18 protein-coding genes and 2 pseudogenes are annotated in these 16,524 nt (G+C 62.6%); 9 read left to right on the forward strand and 11 right to left on the reverse strand.

What is annotated here, in order from left to right; translation table 11 throughout:
• Positions 1–12: 12 nt before the first annotated feature.
• The 3 genes and pseudogenes from QN219_RS12255 to sdhC all read right to left on the reverse strand — a co-directional run.
• Positions 13–1,113: pseudogene (locus QN219_RS12255) on the reverse strand (FAD-binding protein); the annotation flags it as partial.
• Between the two features lie 7 nt (positions 1,114–1,120).
• Positions 1,121–1,501 (reverse strand): succinate dehydrogenase, hydrophobic membrane anchor protein, encoded by a 381-nt coding sequence (gene sdhD, locus QN219_RS12260; protein ID WP_283999964.1) that lies wholly within the window; start codon positions 1,499–1,501, stop codon positions 1,121–1,123.
• Positions 1,502–1,512: 11 nt separating this feature from the next.
• On the reverse strand, positions 1,513–1,908 hold the full coding sequence (sdhC, locus tag QN219_RS12265) for a succinate dehydrogenase, cytochrome b556 subunit (RefSeq protein ID WP_269280686.1): 396 nt from the start codon (positions 1,906–1,908) through the stop codon (positions 1,513–1,515).
• 306 nt (positions 1,909–2,214) lie between these two features.
• Between sdhC and QN219_RS12270 the strand changes: the two genes are divergently transcribed.
• On the forward strand, positions 2,215–2,862 hold the full coding sequence (locus QN219_RS12270) for a hypothetical protein (RefSeq protein WP_283999965.1): 648 nt from the start codon (positions 2,215–2,217) through the stop codon (positions 2,860–2,862).
• Positions 2,863–2,977: 115 nt separating this feature from the next.
• On the opposite strand, the gene QN219_RS12275 is transcribed toward QN219_RS12270, so the two are convergent.
• From QN219_RS12275 to tsaD, 5 genes are all read right to left on the reverse strand, one after another.
• Positions 2,978–3,643 (reverse strand): methyltransferase, encoded by a 666-nt coding sequence (locus QN219_RS12275; RefSeq protein WP_283999966.1) that lies wholly within the window; start codon positions 3,641–3,643, stop codon positions 2,978–2,980.
• Positions 3,644–3,654: 11 nt separating this feature from the next.
• A complete protein-coding gene (locus QN219_RS12280; RefSeq protein WP_283999967.1) occupies positions 3,655–4,086 on the reverse strand; it encodes an EVE domain-containing protein in 432 nt (143 codons plus the stop codon).
• Between the two features lie 6 nt (positions 4,087–4,092).
• Positions 4,093–4,386: a YciI-like protein gene (locus QN219_RS12285; RefSeq protein ID WP_283999968.1), complete on the reverse strand. Its 294-nt coding sequence runs from the start codon at positions 4,384–4,386 to the stop codon at positions 4,093–4,095.
• A gap of 76 nt (positions 4,387–4,462) precedes the next feature.
• Positions 4,463–5,455, reverse strand: coding sequence for an NAD(P)H-dependent glycerol-3-phosphate dehydrogenase (locus tag QN219_RS12290; RefSeq protein ID WP_283999969.1), 993 nt, complete (start codon positions 5,453–5,455; stop codon positions 4,463–4,465).
• A gap of 8 nt (positions 5,456–5,463) precedes the next feature.
• Positions 5,464–6,558 (reverse strand): tRNA (adenosine(37)-N6)-threonylcarbamoyltransferase complex transferase subunit TsaD, encoded by a 1,095-nt coding sequence (tsaD, locus tag QN219_RS12295; protein ID WP_283999970.1) that lies wholly within the window; start codon positions 6,556–6,558, stop codon positions 5,464–5,466.
• Between the two features lie 176 nt (positions 6,559–6,734).
• Between tsaD and hemC the strand changes: the two genes are divergently transcribed.
• From hemC to QN219_RS12325, 6 genes are all read left to right on the forward strand, one after another.
• The gene (hemC, locus tag QN219_RS12300; protein ID WP_283999971.1) at positions 6,735–7,664 is read left to right on the forward strand and encodes a hydroxymethylbilane synthase; all 930 of its coding nucleotides are present in this window, start codon (positions 6,735–6,737) and stop codon (positions 7,662–7,664) included.
• Positions 7,665–7,667: 3 nt separating this feature from the next.
• Positions 7,668–8,381, forward strand: coding sequence for a uroporphyrinogen-III synthase (locus QN219_RS12305; protein ID WP_283999972.1), 714 nt, complete (start codon positions 7,668–7,670; stop codon positions 8,379–8,381).
• A 217-nt stretch (positions 8,382–8,598) separates the two neighbouring features.
• On the forward strand, positions 8,599–9,840 hold the full coding sequence (locus QN219_RS12310; protein WP_283999973.1) for a hypothetical protein: 1,242 nt from the start codon (positions 8,599–8,601) through the stop codon (positions 9,838–9,840).
• 19 nt (positions 9,841–9,859) lie between these two features.
• Positions 9,860–11,473 carry a heme biosynthesis protein HemY gene (locus tag QN219_RS12315; protein WP_283999974.1) on the forward strand — a complete coding sequence of 538 codons (1,614 nt, stop codon included), beginning with the start codon at positions 9,860–9,862 and terminating at the stop codon, positions 11,471–11,473.
• A gap of 24 nt (positions 11,474–11,497) precedes the next feature.
• Entirely contained in the window at positions 11,498–11,980 is a 483-nt protein-coding gene (locus QN219_RS12320) for a TerB family tellurite resistance protein (protein WP_283999975.1), read from the forward strand.
• Position 11,981: 1 nt separating this feature from the next.
• Positions 11,982–12,728, forward strand: coding sequence for a glutamine amidotransferase (locus QN219_RS12325; RefSeq protein WP_283999976.1), 747 nt, complete (start codon positions 11,982–11,984; stop codon positions 12,726–12,728).
• 39 nt (positions 12,729–12,767) lie between these two features.
• On the opposite strand, the pseudogene QN219_RS12330 reads toward QN219_RS12325, so the two are convergent.
• A pseudogene (locus tag QN219_RS12330) lies at positions 12,768–14,011 on the reverse strand (MFS transporter).
• A gap of 227 nt (positions 14,012–14,238) precedes the next feature.
• Between QN219_RS12330 and QN219_RS12335 the strand changes: the two are divergent.
• Both QN219_RS12335 and QN219_RS12340 read left to right on the forward strand, forming a co-directional pair.
• Complete coding sequence (locus QN219_RS12335; protein ID WP_136505441.1) at positions 14,239–14,535, forward strand: YggT family protein; 297 nt, start codon at positions 14,239–14,241, stop codon at positions 14,533–14,535.
• Entirely contained in the window at positions 14,536–14,847 is a 312-nt protein-coding gene (locus QN219_RS12340) for a DUF167 domain-containing protein (RefSeq protein WP_283999977.1), read from the forward strand. It begins immediately after the preceding gene.
• A 59-nt stretch (positions 14,848–14,906) separates the two neighbouring features.
• Here QN219_RS12340 and ppa read toward each other — a convergent pair whose 3' ends face one another.
• Positions 14,907–15,440 carry an inorganic diphosphatase gene (gene ppa, locus QN219_RS12345; RefSeq protein ID WP_283999978.1) on the reverse strand — a complete coding sequence of 178 codons (534 nt, stop codon included), beginning with the start codon at positions 15,438–15,440 and terminating at the stop codon, positions 14,907–14,909.
• Between the two features lie 415 nt (positions 15,441–15,855).
• On the reverse strand, positions 15,856–16,362 hold the full coding sequence (locus QN219_RS12350; RefSeq protein WP_283999979.1) for a GNAT family N-acetyltransferase: 507 nt from the start codon (positions 16,360–16,362) through the stop codon (positions 15,856–15,858).
• Positions 16,363–16,524 lie beyond the last annotated feature (162 nt).

The following is a 16,524-nucleotide window of genomic DNA, read 5'->3' on the forward strand; positions in this document are numbered from 1 at the left end:
TCTCCACTTCTAGTGCTCCGTCGGCAGCACCGGGATCGGCTCGCGGGTCACATCGACGCCGGCGAAGATCTTCGCGCTCTCGGAAATGCCCGGCAGGCGCTCGTGCAGCACGGCCGGATCGAGGTGGTCGAGATGCAGGAAGATGTGGTCCTTGTTCTTGCCGACGCCGCGGCCCTCGCGGATTTCCAGCGTCATGCAGCGCGAAACAACGTCACGCGAGGCGAGATCCTTGGCCGACGGGGCATAACGCTCCATGAAGCGCTCGCCCTCGGCGTTGACGAGATAACCGCCCTCGCCGCGCGCGCCTTCGGTGATCAGGCAGCCCGAGCCGTAGATGCCGGTCGGGTGGAACTGCACGAACTCCATGTCCTGGAGCGGCAGGCCCGCGCGGGCGATCATGCCGCCGCCGTCGCCGGTGCAGGTATGAGCCGAGGTCGCCGAGAAATAGGCGCGGCCATAACCCCCGGTCGCCAGCACCACCATTTTCGCCGAGAAGCGGTGGATCGTGCCGTCGTCGAGGTTCCAGGCGACGACGCCGGTGCAGCGCCCGTCGTCCGACATGATCAGGTCGATGGCGAAATATTCGATGAAGAATTCGGCGTTGTTCCGGAGCGATTGGCCGTAGAGCGTGTGCAGGATCGCATGGCCTGTGCGGTCGGCAACCGCGCAGGTGCGCTGCACCGGCGGGCCTTCGCCAAAATTCTGCATATGACCGCCGAACGGCCGCTGGTAGATCTTGCCTTCCTCGTTGCGCGAGAACGGCACGCCGTAGTGTTCGAGCTCATAGACCGCCTTCGGCGCTTCCATGGTCAGATACTGCATTGCATCGACATCGCCGAGCCAGTCGGAGCCCTTGACGGTGTCGTAGAGATGCCACTGCCAGCTGTCCGGCGTCATGTTCTGCAGCGACGCGGCAATGCCGCCCTGGGCGGCGACGGTGTGCGAGCGCGTCGGAAAGACCTTGGTGATGCAGGCCGTCTTCAGGCCCTGTTCGGCCATGCCGAGGGTGGCGCGCAAGCCGGCGCCGCCGGCACCGACGACGACGACGTCGAAGGCGTGATCGACATATTGATAGGCCTTGCCGTTTGCAGCGGGTGAACTGATCGATGCCATGACGAAATTACCCTGCAAAAGCGATCTTCAGGATGGCGAAAAGACAGAGCCCGCCGATCGCGATCGCGAAAAATGTGTTGAGCATGAGAAGAGCGATCTTGGCGCCTTCGCCATGCACGTAGTCTTCGATGATCACCTGCATGCCGATTCTCATGTGTGTGAGAGCCGAAACGAGCACGAGGCCCATAATCACCGCCACAAACGGATTGGAGAGCGCCGCGACGACCTCCGCATGCGGGGCGCCGGCGTAGCGGGCAACGAAGAACACGAAAAAGATCAGCAACGGAACGTTGGAAACGGCCGTCAGGCGCTGGCGCCAGAAATGATCGGTCCCCTCCTTGGCGGAGCCGAGGCCGCGAACCTTGCCGAGAGGTGTGCGCATATCCATCTTCATTCCCCTCAGTAGCGGACCAGATAGCCGATCACCCAGATCAGCAGCGTCAGAGCCACCGATCCGACGATCGTCGCCTTCGCCATCTTCGTTGCGAAATGCTTCTCGTAGCCGTAGCCGAGATCCCAGACGAAGTGGCGAATACCGCCGAGCATGTGATGAACCAGCGTCCAGGTGTATCCGAAGAGGACGAGCTTGCCGATCAATGTGCCAAACAGCCAGCTGACCCAATCGTAATAGGCCGCACCGGAAGCCGCGGCGATCAGCCACCACGCGACCAGGATCGTGCCGAAATACAGGGCGCCGCCGGTAATGCGGTGCACAATGGACATCACCATGGTCGGGATAGGTTTGTAGATTTGAAGATGCGGCGAAAGCGGCCGGCTTCTTGTGACATTCGTCATCGGAACCTCACGGAATGACCGGATTCCACGCCCAAAACTGGATCGCATTCGTCCGGTATCGCACACGATTGTGCGCAATTCAGTCATCCGGACCTTTAATCACCATAAGGCTTAACGACAAGTGTGTTTGCGGTGCAAAATCAATTTAATCGATTAGACGAAAAACGGCATTTTTCGGCCTCGCTAAGACATCGGACGGAATTAACGATAAGCGCAGAAAACATAAGCAAATCCGTGACATTTGCCGGCGGTTGGCCCAGGATGGCGTTAAGGATTTGTTAAGGATCATCCGGAGGGCACGGCAGAATGAATCTGTTGCGAGCGGTCCATGCGACCAAAGTTCTAGCGCTGGCCTGCGCTCTGGTGATGACGGCAGAGATGCCTGCGATGGCGGGCGACCGGCAGGGTTTATCTGAGGTCGAGACCCGCGTCCGGCATATAAGACTGCACCGAAAGCCGCATCACGCATGGCGCGATTGGCATCACGGCCACCGCAAATTTGCCGACCGCAGAAGGCACCGCTCCGTTGTGTCCGGCTTTGACGACTTTTCTTTGTTCAATCGGGACCTGCAAGACGTGAAGACCCGCACCCGGCACGTACGGATGAAGCACCGTCTACGGCACCATGCCAAGCGTGATTGGCGCCGCGACCATGGTGTGGTCGTGATCGGCGGAGGCTATGGTTTCAGCTCCTATAATGGCTTCGGTTCTTACGGCGGCGACGACTTTCCTTCAGTCACCCCTGGCATCGGAACCTATGCCGGCGGCATTTCCGCCTTCCGACAGGAGGGCAACGGCATCTATTTCCGCCAATACGGCAATTCCAGCTATTTCGGCGAGGATGCGGTCGATGCCGCCCCGCCGCTGAAGCGCGCTAAGATCATCGTCGTCTCGCCGCAACCGAACGACCGCGTCTGCTCCTGGGAACACGGCGTCTGCGTCATCCGGCCATAAAGCGCGTCGCTTTCAAGCGAATTTATGCAACGCGCTTTGCAGCTTTGTTTTTTGCATTCGTTGTCCAAAACCGCTGCGTAGTTTTGGACAACAGGCATTAGGCCCGCGATCCCGCTCAATCGCCGACGGCTTCGGCCGGTTCGAAGCGCCAGACGGTTGTGCGCTTTACCTCACTGTCTTCGAGCGCCCGCGTGACCGGCACCTCATAGGTCGCGAGCGCCGTCATCATCTGTCGCGGGCAATAGGCGCGTCCGGGATCTCCGACGAGCACCGCCGCTCCCGCCCTCGCCAATCCGGCGAACCAGGGGCGGAGCAGATCTGCAAAAGCCTTGTCGTAAAAGACGTCGCCGGCGAGGTAGACATCGGCGACCTTCGGCTCGCCGATGATGTTCCGGTTGCTGAACCCGATTTCCACCCCGTTCAGTTCCGCATTCAGCCGTACCGCCGTTTCCGCCCAGGGATCGATGTCGACGGCGAGCACGGAAGAGGCACCCGCCCTCATGGCCGCGATTGCAACCAAGCCGGAGCCGGAGGCGAAATCGATGACGCGGCGCCCGCGTATGGATTCCGGATGATCGAGGATATGGCGCGCAAGCCCCTGCCCGCCCGCCCAGGCGAAAGCCCAGAATGGCGGCGGCAGACCGATCTCCTCCAGTTCCTCTTCCGTCGTCAGCCAGAGATCATGCGCCTCGCTTGCAAGATGCAATCTGATCTCCGGCACATGCGGCGGCGAAAGGACGCCGGTATTGGCGCGGATGAAGCTTTCGGGATCGGTCTTCAAGGAAAGGGATCTCAGCGCGGCGGATTGTCGAGGCCGCCCATGCGGCAAACCTCGATCCACTCGTCCTCCGTAACCGGCTGCACTGACAGCCGCATCGAGGTTACCAGCGACATCTTGGCGAGCTTCGGGTTCTCCTTGATCTCCTTCAAGGAGACCGGACGCGGCACGTCCATAACGGCACGGATATCGACGCAATCCCAGCGGAGATCGCCCTCGGCCGTCGAATCCGGGTGCGAGACGGCGCAAACTTCGGTGATGCCGACAATCTCCAGCCCTTCGTTGGAGTGGTAGAAGAAACCTTTATCGCCGATCTTCATCGCCCGCATGTTGTTGCGCGCCTGATAGTTGCGCACGCCGGTCCATTCCGTGCCTTTCTCGCCCGCGTCCTTCTGCATCTGCCAGGACCATTTGGCCGGTTCGGATTTGTAAAGCCAGAACGCCATCGCCGTTTAAGCCTCCGGATTGTTGAAGACCCAGTTGTAGGCCTTGATCTCGACATTCGAAAAAAGGCCCGCCTTGGCATAAGGGTCGGCCTCGGCGATTGCCTTCGCCTCTTCGCGCGTTTCCGTCTGGACGATCACCAGACTTCCCGTCGGCTTGCCATCCTCGCCGAGAAAGGGACCGGCGATCTTGAGGATGCCTTTGGCGTTGAGGTCGTTGAGGTAGGCGACGTGGGCCGGGCGCGTATCCAGCCTCAACTGCAGCCCGCCGGGCTTGTCCGTGCATAGAAGTGCGAAGAGCATGATTCCTCCTGACGTTATCGTTTGGCGCGGGATCCGGGCGGTAAATCGCCCCACGCTTGCCCATCCCGCTGCCGAATCATTCCTGAGTTATCGGGCGCGACATCAGCTGCTCCAGAGCGGTGCGGACATCGCGCCTTCCGTCGATGATGGCGGCGACCGCCTCGGTAATCGGCATGTCGACGCCGAGGTCGAGTGCGACGCGGGCTGCGACCGAAGCGGCGAAGGCGCCCTCGACCAGTTCGCCGCCGCCCTGCCCAGTCGCGCGTCCGTCCTTGCCGAGTGCGATGCCGAAGCGCAGGTTGCGCGATTGATGGCTCGTCGCGGTCAGCACGAGGTCGCCGAGCCCGGAAAGACCGCGAACCGTATCGGCCTCGCCGCCCTGGGCAACGACGAAGCGGGACATTTCAGCAAGACCGCGGGAAATCAGCGCCGCGCGCGCCGAATCGCCAAGACCCGCGCCCTCGACGATGCCACAGGCGATCGCCAGCACGTTCTTCAGGGCGCCGCCGAGTTGCACGCCGACACGGTCGGCCGAGGGGTAGAGCCGAAACGTCCGGCTCGAAAGCGTCTCGGCGAGTTCCGTCGCTGTCTCGCTGTCGCGCGCCGCGATCACCATTGCCGTCGGCAAGCCCTTGGCGATATCGGCGGCAAAACCTGGACCGGAAAGGACACCAATCTTGCGGGCCGGCAACTCCTCGTCGAGCACGTCGGTCAGGAGCCGGCCGGTCGCTTGCTCCATCCCCTTGGCACAGGTGACGATCGTCGCATCGGTGCCGATCCAGCCGCCGTAGCTGCGGGCAGCGGCCCGATGCTCCTGCGAGGGCATGGCGAAGAGGACGACATCGGCGTCCGTCAGCACAGTCGTATCGGCGGAAAAAGCAAGTCCCGCCGGAAGCGGAATGCCTGGCAGGAACGCGTCGTTCCGGCGCGTGCGGCGGCACTCCTCGACTGCCTCCTGTCGCCGGCCAAGCAACGTCACTTTGGCATTACCGGTCGCTGCCGCTACGGCGGCAAGCGCGGTCCCGAAGGCTCCGGCTCCAACGACGACGATCTTCGGTTTTTCGCTCATCTTGTCCATCATGCCTTGGCGCCACGCTTGCCGGAGCCGATCAATGCCTGTGCTTGGCTATCGAGCGGCCAACGCGAGCGCGGCGCGACATCGAGGCCATCGGCCGCCAGTCCCGCCGCAAGCCGTTCGGCACCAGCCCAGGCGATCATTGCCGCATTGTCGGTGCAAAGCTGAAGCGGCGGCGCTACGAAGCGGAAGCCGTTCGCGTCGCAAAGATCCTGAAGCGTCGCCCGCAGCTCCTGATTGGCGGCAACACCGCCGGCGACGACGAGAGCCGGTTCAGGGACAGTGGCGAACTCGGCCTTGAACCGCTTCAGCCCGCGTCCGACGCGGTCCTTCAGAGTGCGCGAGATGGCACGCTGGAACGAGGCGCAGATGTCGGCGACATCCTGCTCCGTCACGGGCTCCAGCGACTGCGACGCCTGGCGAACGGCCGTCTTCAGGCCGGAGAAGGAAAAATCGAGCCGCGCATCGCCGACGAGCGGGCGCGGAAAGTCGAAGCGCCTGGGATCGCCCGTCCGGGCCGCGCGCTCGACCGCCGGACCGCCCGGATAGGGAAGGCCGAGAAGCTTTGCGGTCTTGTCGAAGGCTTCGCCGAGTGCATCGTCGATCGTCGTGCCCCAGCGTTCGTAGTCGCCGACGCCTTTCACCAGGATCAGTTGCGTGTGGCCGCCCGAGACAAGCAGCATCAGATATGGAAACGTCAGGCCATCCGTCAGCCGCGCCGTTAGTGCGTGGCCCTCGAGATGATTGACGGCGTAAAGCGGCTTGCCCGTCGCCCGCGCGATCGCCTTGCCGGTCATCAGCCCGACGATCAGGCCGCCGATCAGGCCGGGACCACTTGTCGCAGCGATCGCGTCTATGTCTTCAAGTTTGACGCCGGCGCGCAGGAGCGCTTCCTCGATCAGCGTATCGAGCGCCTCGACATGAGCGCGGGCGGCAATCTCCGGAACCACACCGCCATAGGCGCTATGCTCTTCGAGTTGGCTGAGCACGACATCGCCAAGGATCCGGCCGCTGCCGTCCTTTTCCCGCAGCACGACGGACGCCGCCGTTTCGTCGCAGCTTGTTTCGATGCCGAGGATACGCAGGGGCGCGGACATATGTGGTCTACTCAAAGATTGCGGTCGCACCGAAAGGTGGGTACACGGAACTTGTGTCAGCGCCGTGCGTCTTTCAGAAGCACAAAGGACGCTGTAACGCTTTGAACTGCTGCATGGTTTTATCCTTAAATCGGTCCCGATTTAAGGAACCATGCAGTAACAATGGATGACCGAGGATGCAAACGAAACCTTTCCGCATCGGGACCCGGGGCAGTCCGCTGGCGCTCGCCCAGACGCATGAAACGCGCGACCGGCTGGCCGCTGCCCATGGTCTGCCGCCGGAAATGTTCGAGGTCGTGATCCTGTCCACCAAGGGAGACCGGATCACCGACCGGTCGCTAGCGGAGATCGGCGGCAAGGGCCTGTTCACCGAGGAGCTCGAACAACAGCTTCTGTCGGGCGACCTCGATTTCGCCGTGCATTCGTCGAAGGACATGCCGACGAAGCTGCCCGACGGGCTCTTTCTCTCCGCCTTCCTGCCACGCGAAGACATTCGCGACGCCTTCGTCGGACGCACGGCGCCGAGACTTCTAGACCTGCCGCATGGCGCCACCGTCGGCTCATCTTCGCTGCGTCGCCAGGCGCTCATTCGGCGCCTCCGGCCCGACATCAACGTGATCACCTATCGCGGCCAGGTGGAAACACGACTGCGCAAGCTCGCCGAAGGCCAGGTCGACGGCACCCTTCTCGCCTATGCCGGCTTGAAGCGGCTCGGCATGACCGACGTACCGACCGAACTGCTCGATCCGGCGGAATTTCCGCCGGCGCCGGCGCAAGGGGCGATCTGCATCGAGAGCCGCATCGGCGACACCCGGGTTAATACGCTGCTTGCGGCCATCGACGATCGGCGCACGCACGAGGCCGTCTCCTGCGAGCGCGGCTTCCTCGCGACGCTTGACGGCTCCTGCCGCACGCCGATCGCCGGGCACGCCGTCTCCGACGGCACGCATATCCACTTTTCCGGCATGATCCTGACGCCAGATGGCGCTACCTGCCATCGCATCGCCGTCGACGGCAAGGCGGCGGAGGCCGCCGACCTGGGACGCAGGGCCGGCGAGGAAATCCGCGCCAAGGCCGGACCGGGATTCTTTTCGAGCTGGGCGTGAGCGATGCGCGTGCTCGTCACTCGGCCGCGTCCGGCCGCTGCTGCGACGGCTCTGAAGCTCGAGGCGATGGGCCACGAACCGATCCTGCTGCCGCTGATGCAGGCGGAGCATCTGGTAACCGCTCTCGCGAGCGCATTGAAGCAAAGGTATGGCGCCATCGCGCTGACGAGCGCGGAAGCAACCCGCGTCCTGGCGGCGCTGGGCCGCGCGCTTGAACCGCATCTTGCGACACCGCTCTTCTGCGTCGGCGAGGCAACCGGCCGGGCCGCAGCAGCCCTCGGATTCACCGATATTCATGTCGGACCGGGCACGGGCGAGGGTCTCGCGGACACCATCGCGACTGCGTTCGACGCGGGGCTAGCGGAACCGCTGCTCTATCTCGCCGGTTCGCCGCGCTCCGATGGCCTCGAGCGGGCGCTTCATCAACGAGGCATCGGTCACAGGACCATTGAATGCTATCGGATGACGCCGGTCGTGCTTCGCCCCGACGCGCTCTCCGACCTTCTCCGCGTGGGGCAACTTGACGCCGCGCTGCTCTATTCGCGCGAAAACGCGCGGCAGCTTGCCGCCCTTCTCTCGGAAGGCAATCTCGGCGCAGCCGCGTTTTCGCGGCGCTATCTCTGCCTGAGCACGTCGATAGCGGAGATTTTGCCGCCTGATGCGGCTGCGGAAGTCGCCTCGATGCCGGATGAGGAGCACCTTCTGCAACTTCTCTGATCCGCGCAGGCGGCGATATCTCGGCAGAATATTCAACGCCGCATGTTCGAGGCGCGAACAGCAAAGCCGGCACCGGTTCTCCGCGCATGTGCCGCCCTCCAATCTGGTGAACTGATGCATTTCCGGCAAAAACGGACTTGGGGGCTTTCCCTCGCGAGTTCGCCTGACTAGGTTTGTCTTGACAAGCCGACTGGCACTGTAACGGTAAGAGGTCACCATGGTATCGGAAAACCCGCCGCGCCGCTCGAAATCCGAGAAGGAACCGCTGACGATCGACCTCCAGGCGGAAAAGACGGCGACCGACGCCGCCGAATCTGTCGCGAACAAGGAATCGGTCACCGACGAGCCCGCCGAGATTTCGGCGAGCGAGGCAGAGAGCGAAAACGCGACCGATACGACGGAAAAGACGGAGGAAACGGAGGAGGAGCGCGCGGACGCCGCCGCGGCGGCCTTCGACGAAGAGCCCCCGCACTTGAGCAACGGCGCGATGCCGGCGCAGAGACAGGCGACGAGCGCAGGCGCGCTCGCGGCCGGTATTCTCGGGGGTCTCGTGACGCTGCTCGGCGCCGGCGTGCTGCAATATGCCGGTTATATTCCAGCGCTCGGACCGGATCGCGGCAGTGCTGCCTTCGAGCAGGGCCTTGCCAGCGAAATCCAGGCGATCAAGACACAGATCGCATCTCAATCGGCCCCCGCGGCGGACATCGGTCCGCTGGAGAGCCGTCTCGCGGCGCTGGAACAGGCGGCCAAACAACCAGGGGCAGATGGGGCGAGCGCGCCGCAGATCACCGCCCTCGAAGCGGAAGTCGCCAATCTGACCAAGGAAGTCGCCACGCTGAAAGCCAGCCTCGCCGATGCGGAACAGTCGGCGGCGGCCGCCAAGGCCGAACTTGCCGGGCGCATCGACCAGGCGGAACAAAAACTCAACGAGCCGGCTAACGACATCCAGATGGCGAAGGCGGTCGCCGTCACGGCGCTGAAGACTGCGATCGATCGCGGCGGCCCGTTTCTGGCCGAGCTTGATGCCTTGCGCAGCATTGCGCCAGACGACGTGACCGTGAAAGATCTGACTGAGGACGCCGCAACGGGTGTCGCGACGCGAACGGACCTCCGCGCCGCCTTTCCGCAAACGGCGGACGCGATGCTCGATGCGCTGAACCAGCCCGATCCGAACGCGGGCATTTTCGCTCGCCTGGTCTCAAGCGCCATGTCCGGCATCCGCATCCGGCCGGTCGGCAGCGTCGAGGGCGACACGCCGGAAGCCGTCATCGCGCGCATCGAGGACAAGCTCAACAATGGCGACCTGAAAGGCGCATCGTTAGAATGGGGCGCCCTTCCCGAACCGGCGAAATCAACTGGGGCGGACTTCAAGGCGAAACTTGACCAGCGCCTGCGCGTCGAGGCCACCATTGATGCCGCCGTGGCACAGACCATGACGCGTACCGGCACAGCCGGCTAGCGGAAGGAAAGAAGAAGAGATGCTCCGTATATTGTTCTTCATCCTTTTCGTCCTGTGTCTCGGTCTCAGCTTTGCGTGGCTCGCCGATCGGCCGGGGGAACTGTCGCTGATCTGGCAGGGACAGCGCGTCGAAATGACGCTGATGCGCGCCGCCTCCATCCTGATCTCGCTCTTCGCCGCCGTCCTGATCGTGATCTGGCTGCTCCGCACGATCTGGATGACACCCCATACCGTCACGCGCCATTTCCGAGCCCGCAAGCGTGACCGCGGCTATCAGGCGCTTTCGACAGGGCTGATCGCGGCCGGCGCCGGCGATGCCAATCTCGCCCGCAAGATGTCGACCCGAAGCCGGGGTCTGATCAGCGCCGACCAGGAGCCGCTCATCCACTTGCTTGAGGCGCAGACCGCGCTGATCGAAGGCAAATACGACGACGCGCGCAAGAAATTCGAGCTGATGGCCGACGATCCCGAAACGCGCGAACTTGGCCTGCGCGGCCTGTTCCTCGAAGCCAAGCGCCTTGGCGCGAACGAGGCAGCCCGGCAATATGCGGAACGCGCTGCAGAGAAGGCACCGCATCTGCCGTGGGCGACGCTGGCAACGCTGGATCACCGCAGCCAGGCAGGACAATGGGACGAGGCGATCCGCCTTCTCGACCAGAGTCGCGCCGCCAATATTCTCGACCGCAAGGAGGCGGACCGGAAGAAGGCCGTGCTTCTCACCGCCCGCGCAATGGCTAAGCTCGACGCTGACCCGAAAGCGGCGCGCGACGACGGCCTTGCGGCGTTGAAACTCAGTGACAGCCTGGTGCCGGCGGCGCTGGTAACGGCCAAGGCCCTGTTCCGCGAGGACAATCTGCGCAAGGGCGCGGGAATCCTCGAAAGGATGTGGAAACAGCAACCGCATCCGGACGTGGCAAGGCTCTACGTCAGAGCGCGCGGAGGAGATTCCGCCCTTGACCGTTTGAAGCGTGCGAAGAAGCTCGAATCGCTCCGCAGCAACAATGCGGTTGCATTGGCAACGGTCGCCGAAGCCGCGCTCGAGGCGCGCGAACTGCCGCTGGCGCGAGCCAAGGCGGAAGCGGCTGCACGGCTCGAACCGACGGAAAGCGTCTTCCTGCTGCTCGCCGATATCGAGGAAGCGGACACCGGCGACGAGGGCCGTATCCGCCATTGGATGGCGCAGGCGCTGCGCAGTCCGCGCGATCCGGCCTGGACCGCCGACGGTGTCACTTCGCCGTCGTGGCTGCCGGTCTCGCCGGTCAGCGGCCGGCTCGATGCATTCGAATGGAAGGCACCGGCCTTGCAGCTTTCGGACAAGCTCGAAAATGGTCGTCCGAGCGCCGACGAGGCGATCCGCAACCTCCCGCCAGTCGCCACAGTGCAGCACGTCGCAGTGCGTACGGCGCCGGAGCCGGCACCGGCGAAAGCAACGCCGGCCGTTCTGGAGGCGGAGCGTGAGGTGATCAAGGTTCCGGAGAGGAAAGAACCTGCTCCCCCTGCTGCCAAGGACGAGGAGGAGGTCGCGGAAGAAGAACCGGCACCCTTCTTCGGCCGCCCTCCGGACGATCCCGGTGTCCGCGAAGCCTCGGCCGGCGAAAAGGCAACGGACAAGGCCGGCTTCCGGCTGTTTTGAACTTCGAAGGCTGCGGGCAAGGACATGTTAGAACGGTTTCGAGCGTTCCTCGAAAGTTTGGCGAGCTCCACGGCGCCTATTGAAAAAGGCGACCCGCGTGTTGCCGTGATCGCACTCTGCGTTCAGGTCATGGAGGCCGACGGCACGGTTCTGGCTGCCGAGCGTCGCAAGATGCGCGAGATTATCGAGGAGCAGTATCAACTCGACGACGAGGGCCTCGATGCGCTCATCGAGGCGGGCGAGAGCGCCGAAAGCGAGGCGATCGACTTTTATAAGTTCACCGCCGAGATCAAGCGTCATCTGTCCGAGGAGCAGCGGATCGAACTCGTCGGCACGCTGTGGGAGATCGTCTATGCCGATGGCGTCCGCAACGAGATGGAAGATCACGTGATCTGGCGGATTGCCGATCTCCTGGGCGTATCCGGGCGCGATCGGGTCTTGAAGCGGCAGGAAGTTGCCGCCAGGATCGACGTGGAGGAGGAAAACGACCCGCAGCAGGAAAACTGAAATGCCCGCAGAGGCCGACGACTTCAAAAGACCAATCCTCATAATCCTGCATCAGGAGCGATCGAGCGCCGGGCGCGTGGGGCAGATTCTCAAGCAGAAGGGGTTTGCACTCGACATCCGGCGCCCGGCCTTGGGCGACACGCTGCCGCCGACGCTGGAGGCCCATTCGGGAACCATCGTCTTCGGCGGCCCGATGAGCGCCAACGACGAGGAAGAGTTCGTCCGCCGCGAGATCGACTGGCTGTCGGTACCACTCCTCGAGAACAAGCCTTATCTCGGCATCTGCCTGGGGGCGCAGATGCTGGCACGCAATCTTGGCGGCAAGGTCGCACCGCATCACGAGGGCATGACGGAAATCGGCTGGTATCCGCTAAAGGCCACCGAGGCCGGCAAGGCGCTGATGGATTGGCCGGCCATGGTCTATCACTTCCACCGGGAAGGGTTTGATCTGCCCAGTGGCGCCGAATTGCTGGCGACCGGCGAGACCTATCCAAACCAGGCCTTCCGCTACGGTGAGAACGCCTGGGGCATTCAGTTTCACGGCGAACTGACGCGCGCGATGATGCATCGCTGGGTGGTCCACGGCGCGCACCGCTTCGTGCTGCCCGGTGCCCAGATCGGCAAGGCGCATCTCGAAGGCCGAATGATTCACGATCACCCTTTGCGGACCTGGATGGAGAATTTCCTCGAACTGATTTTTTTGCGCGGCGGGGAAGCTGCCGCGCCGAAAAGGCAAGATCGCGAGTAACGATACGGCTCTGCCACCCGCCCTACGGCGCATGTGCAATCAGACCCGTTGGTGCTCCGGAACATCAAGCGTGTCGATCTTTCGCAATTGCGGGAAGCCGACCGCCCAGAGCAACGACACCAGAAGCGTGCCGACACCGCCAAAGGCGACCGCGAAGACGGCACCGAAGCCCGAAGCCATCATGCCGGCACGGAATTCGCCGAGCTCGTTCGACGCACCGACGAACACCATGTTGACCGCGTTCACGCGGCCGCGCAGTTCGTCCGGAGTCCAGAGCGTGATCAGGATTTCGCGGACATAGACCGAGATCATGTCCGCCGCACCCATGACGACAAGGGCGGCAATCGAAATCCAGGGTGTCGCCGACAGGCCGAAGACGATTGTCGCGAGGCCGAAAAGCGCAACACCGATAAACATATAGAGCCCTGCCCGGTTGCGGATCGGTTGAGCGGCCAGCCAGACCGCCATGCCAACGGCACCGACGCCCGGTGCGGCGCGCAGAAGACCGAGCCCCCATGGCCCAAGTGCCAGTATGTCGCGCGCAAAGACCGGCATGAGTGCAACCGCGCCGCCGAGCAACACGGCGAAGAGATCGAGCGAGATCGCGCCCAGCACCACCTTCTCGGCCGTGATATAGCGGAAGCCCGCCGTGATCGTCTGCCAGCTTTCTCCTAAGGCGGGCGAACGCACTGCGGGCTTCGGCACAGCAAAGACCATCAGGGCCGCCGCTGCAAGAAGCAGAGGCTGACTGCGTACGGTACAACAGGACCGAAACCATAGATCAGGCCTCCGGCCACCGGCCCGACGATCGTCGCCGTCTGCCAGGAGGTCGAATTCCAGGCGATCGCATTGGGCAGGTGCTCGACTGGCACCAGATTGGGAGCAAGCGACTGCGCGGCCGGAGCGAGAAAGGCCCGCTCGATTCCGAAGACGATGAGGATCAGATAGACCGGCCACGGCGAAAACAGACCCGTCACCGTCAACAGGAGCAGCGCGGCCGCGCAGAGCGTGCTCACCGTCATGCAGATGCCCATGATGACACGGCGGTTGTAGCGGTCCGCGACGGCCCCCGTCACCAGAATCAGGACCAGCGATGGCAGGAACTGGAAAAGACCGATGAGGCCGAGATCGAACGGATCACGCGTCATGTCGTAGATCTGCCAGCCGACAGCGACGGACATGATCTGGATGGCGAAATAGGCGAGGAAGCGCGAGAAAAAATAGCGCCGATAGCCGACATGCCTGAAGGCGGCGAAACGATGCGCGGCGTGAACGGCGGACATATGGGAAGGCTCCTACTGCATGATTCCTCACATCGGAATCGATTAGGGACAAAATCATGCAGAAGCCCTGCAGCGACCTTTGCGCGTCTGAGTAGACGCGCGGCGCTGTAGGAGCGGCAAAGCACAGGTGCGATGCCATTAAACATGATCGCGCTCGACGAAGCGTCGTACTTGCCCGTTTAGTTTCCAATGTCTACATGTCTGTCAACAACGAACTGGAGACTGGCATGATTGCTGTCATCGCAACCTTGAACTTCATTATCAACATAGCCTGGTTCCTGATCATAGCGTCGGCCATCTTCTCCTGGCTCTACGCCTTCAACGTGATCAACGTGAACAACCATGCGATCAACATGATCGGCCGTTCGCTCTATCAATTGACCGAGCCGCTCTACCGGCCCATCCGCCGCTTCCTGCCGGATATGGGCGGCGTCGATCTCTCGCCGCTCGTCGTCCTGGTGATCCTCTATTTCATCTGGTACTTCCTCAACACGACGGTCGCGTCGGCGGTGATCGGCATATAAGTGCACGCCGCGCTGACGAGCCTTGACGACCACGTCCGCCTGACCGTTCGGCTGACGCCGAACGGCGGTCGCGATGCGATCGACGGCTTCGAAATCGCTGCCGACGGTGGGGAATACCTCAAGGTTCGCGTCCGCGCCGTGCCGGAAAAGGGCAAGGCGAACCAGGCGCTGATCGCCCTGCTGGCAAAACAGTTCGGCATCGCTAAGACCAGGATCGCGCTGGTATCCGGCGACACGCAGCGCAAAAAAATCCTCCGGATCGAGGCCGATCCGGAGGAGATCATCAAGCAGCTCGCCGAGATCGTCGGCTAGAGCAATTCCAGGAAAAGTGTGTAACGGTTTTCCGTCCGGAATTGCGTGGGTGGAATAGACTACTTCTTCGACTTGGCGCGCTCGACCGCTTCCCTGATCAACTGCTTGGCGACGCTGGCGTCCTTCCAGCCGAAAATCTTCACCCACTTGCCAGGCTCCAGATCCTTGTAGTGCTCGAAGAAGTGCTCGATCTGCTTCAGCGTGATCTCCGGCAGGTCGGTGTAATCGTGGACCTTGTCATAGCGCTTGGTGAGGTGGCCCGACGGCACGGCGATGATCTTCTCGTCCTGACCGGAATTGTCTTCCATCATCATCACGCCGATCGGGCGGACATTGATGACGCAGCCCGGCACGAGCGGGCGGGTGTTACAGATCAAAACGTCGATCGGATCGCCGTCGTCGGACAGCGTGTGCGGGACGAAGCCGTAATTGCCCGGATAGGTCATCGGCGTATAGAGAAAGCGGTCGACAACCAGCGTGCCGGCTTCCTTGTCCATCTCGTACTTGATCGGATGCCCGCCGACCGGAACTTCCACGATTACATTGACATCTTCCGGTGGATTTTTTCCGATGGAAATCGCGTCGATCCGCATGAGTACCTCCAGGGGTCGGTTAAAATTCGCCCCGTCGGATAAAGGGAAACATGCCGCGATGCAACATAACTTTCGTCCGGGACGGGCGGAATTGCTCTACAGCGCCGCGCGTCTCAGACGCGCAAAGGACAGTAGCACTTTGAATTGCCGCACTTATCCTTAAATCGGTTACGATTTAGGGAAACATGCAGTAGGCGGGCGACACGGCCAAAAATAGGCAGGTGAATGTTTTTCGGCGCAAGGAAGCAACAATGGTGAAGACGCTTCGTCATTTTGCCGTTGCCGCGCCTTTTCCGGCACCGACTTTCGCCAACGACAGCATCTACATTGCCAGCAGCCTAGCGCGGCAAGCGCGGCGGCGAAAAGGCGGCCGAACCCGCCCATTGCCTGCCGAAGCGGAGGGACGGCTAAGCAGTCAATTCCAGACGAAGCCGACTTTTTTCAGGTATTTGTCGCCGAAATCTTCCATGCCTTCGGCAATGTCGCTGCCCCCGGCCGTCCGGAAGAAACTGTAGGCGTGTTCGCTGTCTTCGAGGCACCAGACAACGAGGCCTCTGCAGCCGAGCGACCTCAAGAGACTCTTCGCCTCGCGGAAGAGTACGCGTCCGAGGCCGATGCCCTGATATTCCGGCCGCAGATAGATCTCGTAGATCTCGCCCTCTTGCGGCAGGGCTCTCGCGCGGCTCAAGCCCAGCGTGGCATAGCCGGCGATCGTTCCGGCGACATCGACCACCAGTAAGGTGGCCGGTCCACGCGTTGCCTTGCGCCACCAAATTTCGTCGCGGCGGTTGACCATCTGGATCAGCGGGCGATGCGGAATGATGCCGCCATAGGCCTGAAGCCAGGACACACGATGCACCTCGGCAATCGCCGCCGCTTCATGCGGCTCCCCGGGCCTGACCTCGATCGAAACAGTCTTCATGAGTTGACTCTAAACACACGACACGGCGAACCGGAATCCCGCCGTGCTGCCGGGCGGCGTTAACCCACAGGCAACTTTAACGGCATCCAAGTGAAGGTTAACGCCTTTTTAACTTTATCCGCAAGCCGCTCGCGATCGGCACGCACAGCAAAAAACCCCGGA

This window comes from Sinorhizobium sp. 8-89 (assembly GCF_030124325.1).
Classification (GTDB): Bacteria; Pseudomonadota; Alphaproteobacteria; order Rhizobiales; family Rhizobiaceae; genus Sinorhizobium.

Coding starts and splice junctions, on each gene's coding strand:
- QN219_RS12285 (WP_283999968.1), bottom strand. CDS start 4,386: ATGCTCTTCGCACTTCTATGCACGGACAAGCCCGGCGGGCTGCAGTTG.
- sdhC (WP_269280686.1), bottom strand. CDS start 1,908: ATGACGAATGTCACAAGAAGCCGGCCGCTTTCGCCGCATCTTCAAATC.
- QN219_RS12310 (WP_283999973.1), top strand. CDS start 8,599: ATGGTATCGGAAAACCCGCCGCGCCGCTCGAAATCCGAGAAGGAACCG.
- QN219_RS12335 (WP_136505441.1), top strand. CDS start 14,239: ATGATTGCTGTCATCGCAACCTTGAACTTCATTATCAACATAGCCTGG.
- QN219_RS12320 (WP_283999975.1), top strand. CDS start 11,498: ATGTTAGAACGGTTTCGAGCGTTCCTCGAAAGTTTGGCGAGCTCCACG.
- hemC (WP_283999971.1), top strand. CDS start 6,735: ATGCAAACGAAACCTTTCCGCATCGGGACCCGGGGCAGTCCGCTGGCG.
- ppa (WP_283999978.1), bottom strand. CDS start 15,440: ATGCGGATCGACGCGATTTCCATCGGAAAAAATCCACCGGAAGATGTC.
- QN219_RS12325 (WP_283999976.1), top strand. CDS start 11,982: ATGCCCGCAGAGGCCGACGACTTCAAAAGACCAATCCTCATAATCCTG.
- QN219_RS12350 (WP_283999979.1), bottom strand. CDS start 16,362: ATGAAGACTGTTTCGATCGAGGTCAGGCCCGGGGAGCCGCATGAAGCG.
- QN219_RS12305 (WP_283999972.1), top strand. CDS start 7,668: ATGCGCGTGCTCGTCACTCGGCCGCGTCCGGCCGCTGCTGCGACGGCT.
- QN219_RS12270 (WP_283999965.1), top strand. CDS start 2,215: ATGAATCTGTTGCGAGCGGTCCATGCGACCAAAGTTCTAGCGCTGGCC.
- QN219_RS12315 (WP_283999974.1), top strand. CDS start 9,860: ATGCTCCGTATATTGTTCTTCATCCTTTTCGTCCTGTGTCTCGGTCTC.
- QN219_RS12280 (WP_283999967.1), bottom strand. CDS start 4,086: ATGGCGTTCTGGCTTTACAAATCCGAACCGGCCAAATGGTCCTGGCAG.
- tsaD (WP_283999970.1), bottom strand. CDS start 6,558: ATGTCCGCGCCCCTGCGTATCCTCGGCATCGAAACAAGCTGCGACGAA.
- QN219_RS12290 (WP_283999969.1), bottom strand. CDS start 5,455: ATGAGCGAAAAACCGAAGATCGTCGTCGTTGGAGCCGGAGCCTTCGGG.
- sdhD (WP_283999964.1), bottom strand. CDS start 1,501: ATGGATATGCGCACACCTCTCGGCAAGGTTCGCGGCCTCGGCTCCGCC.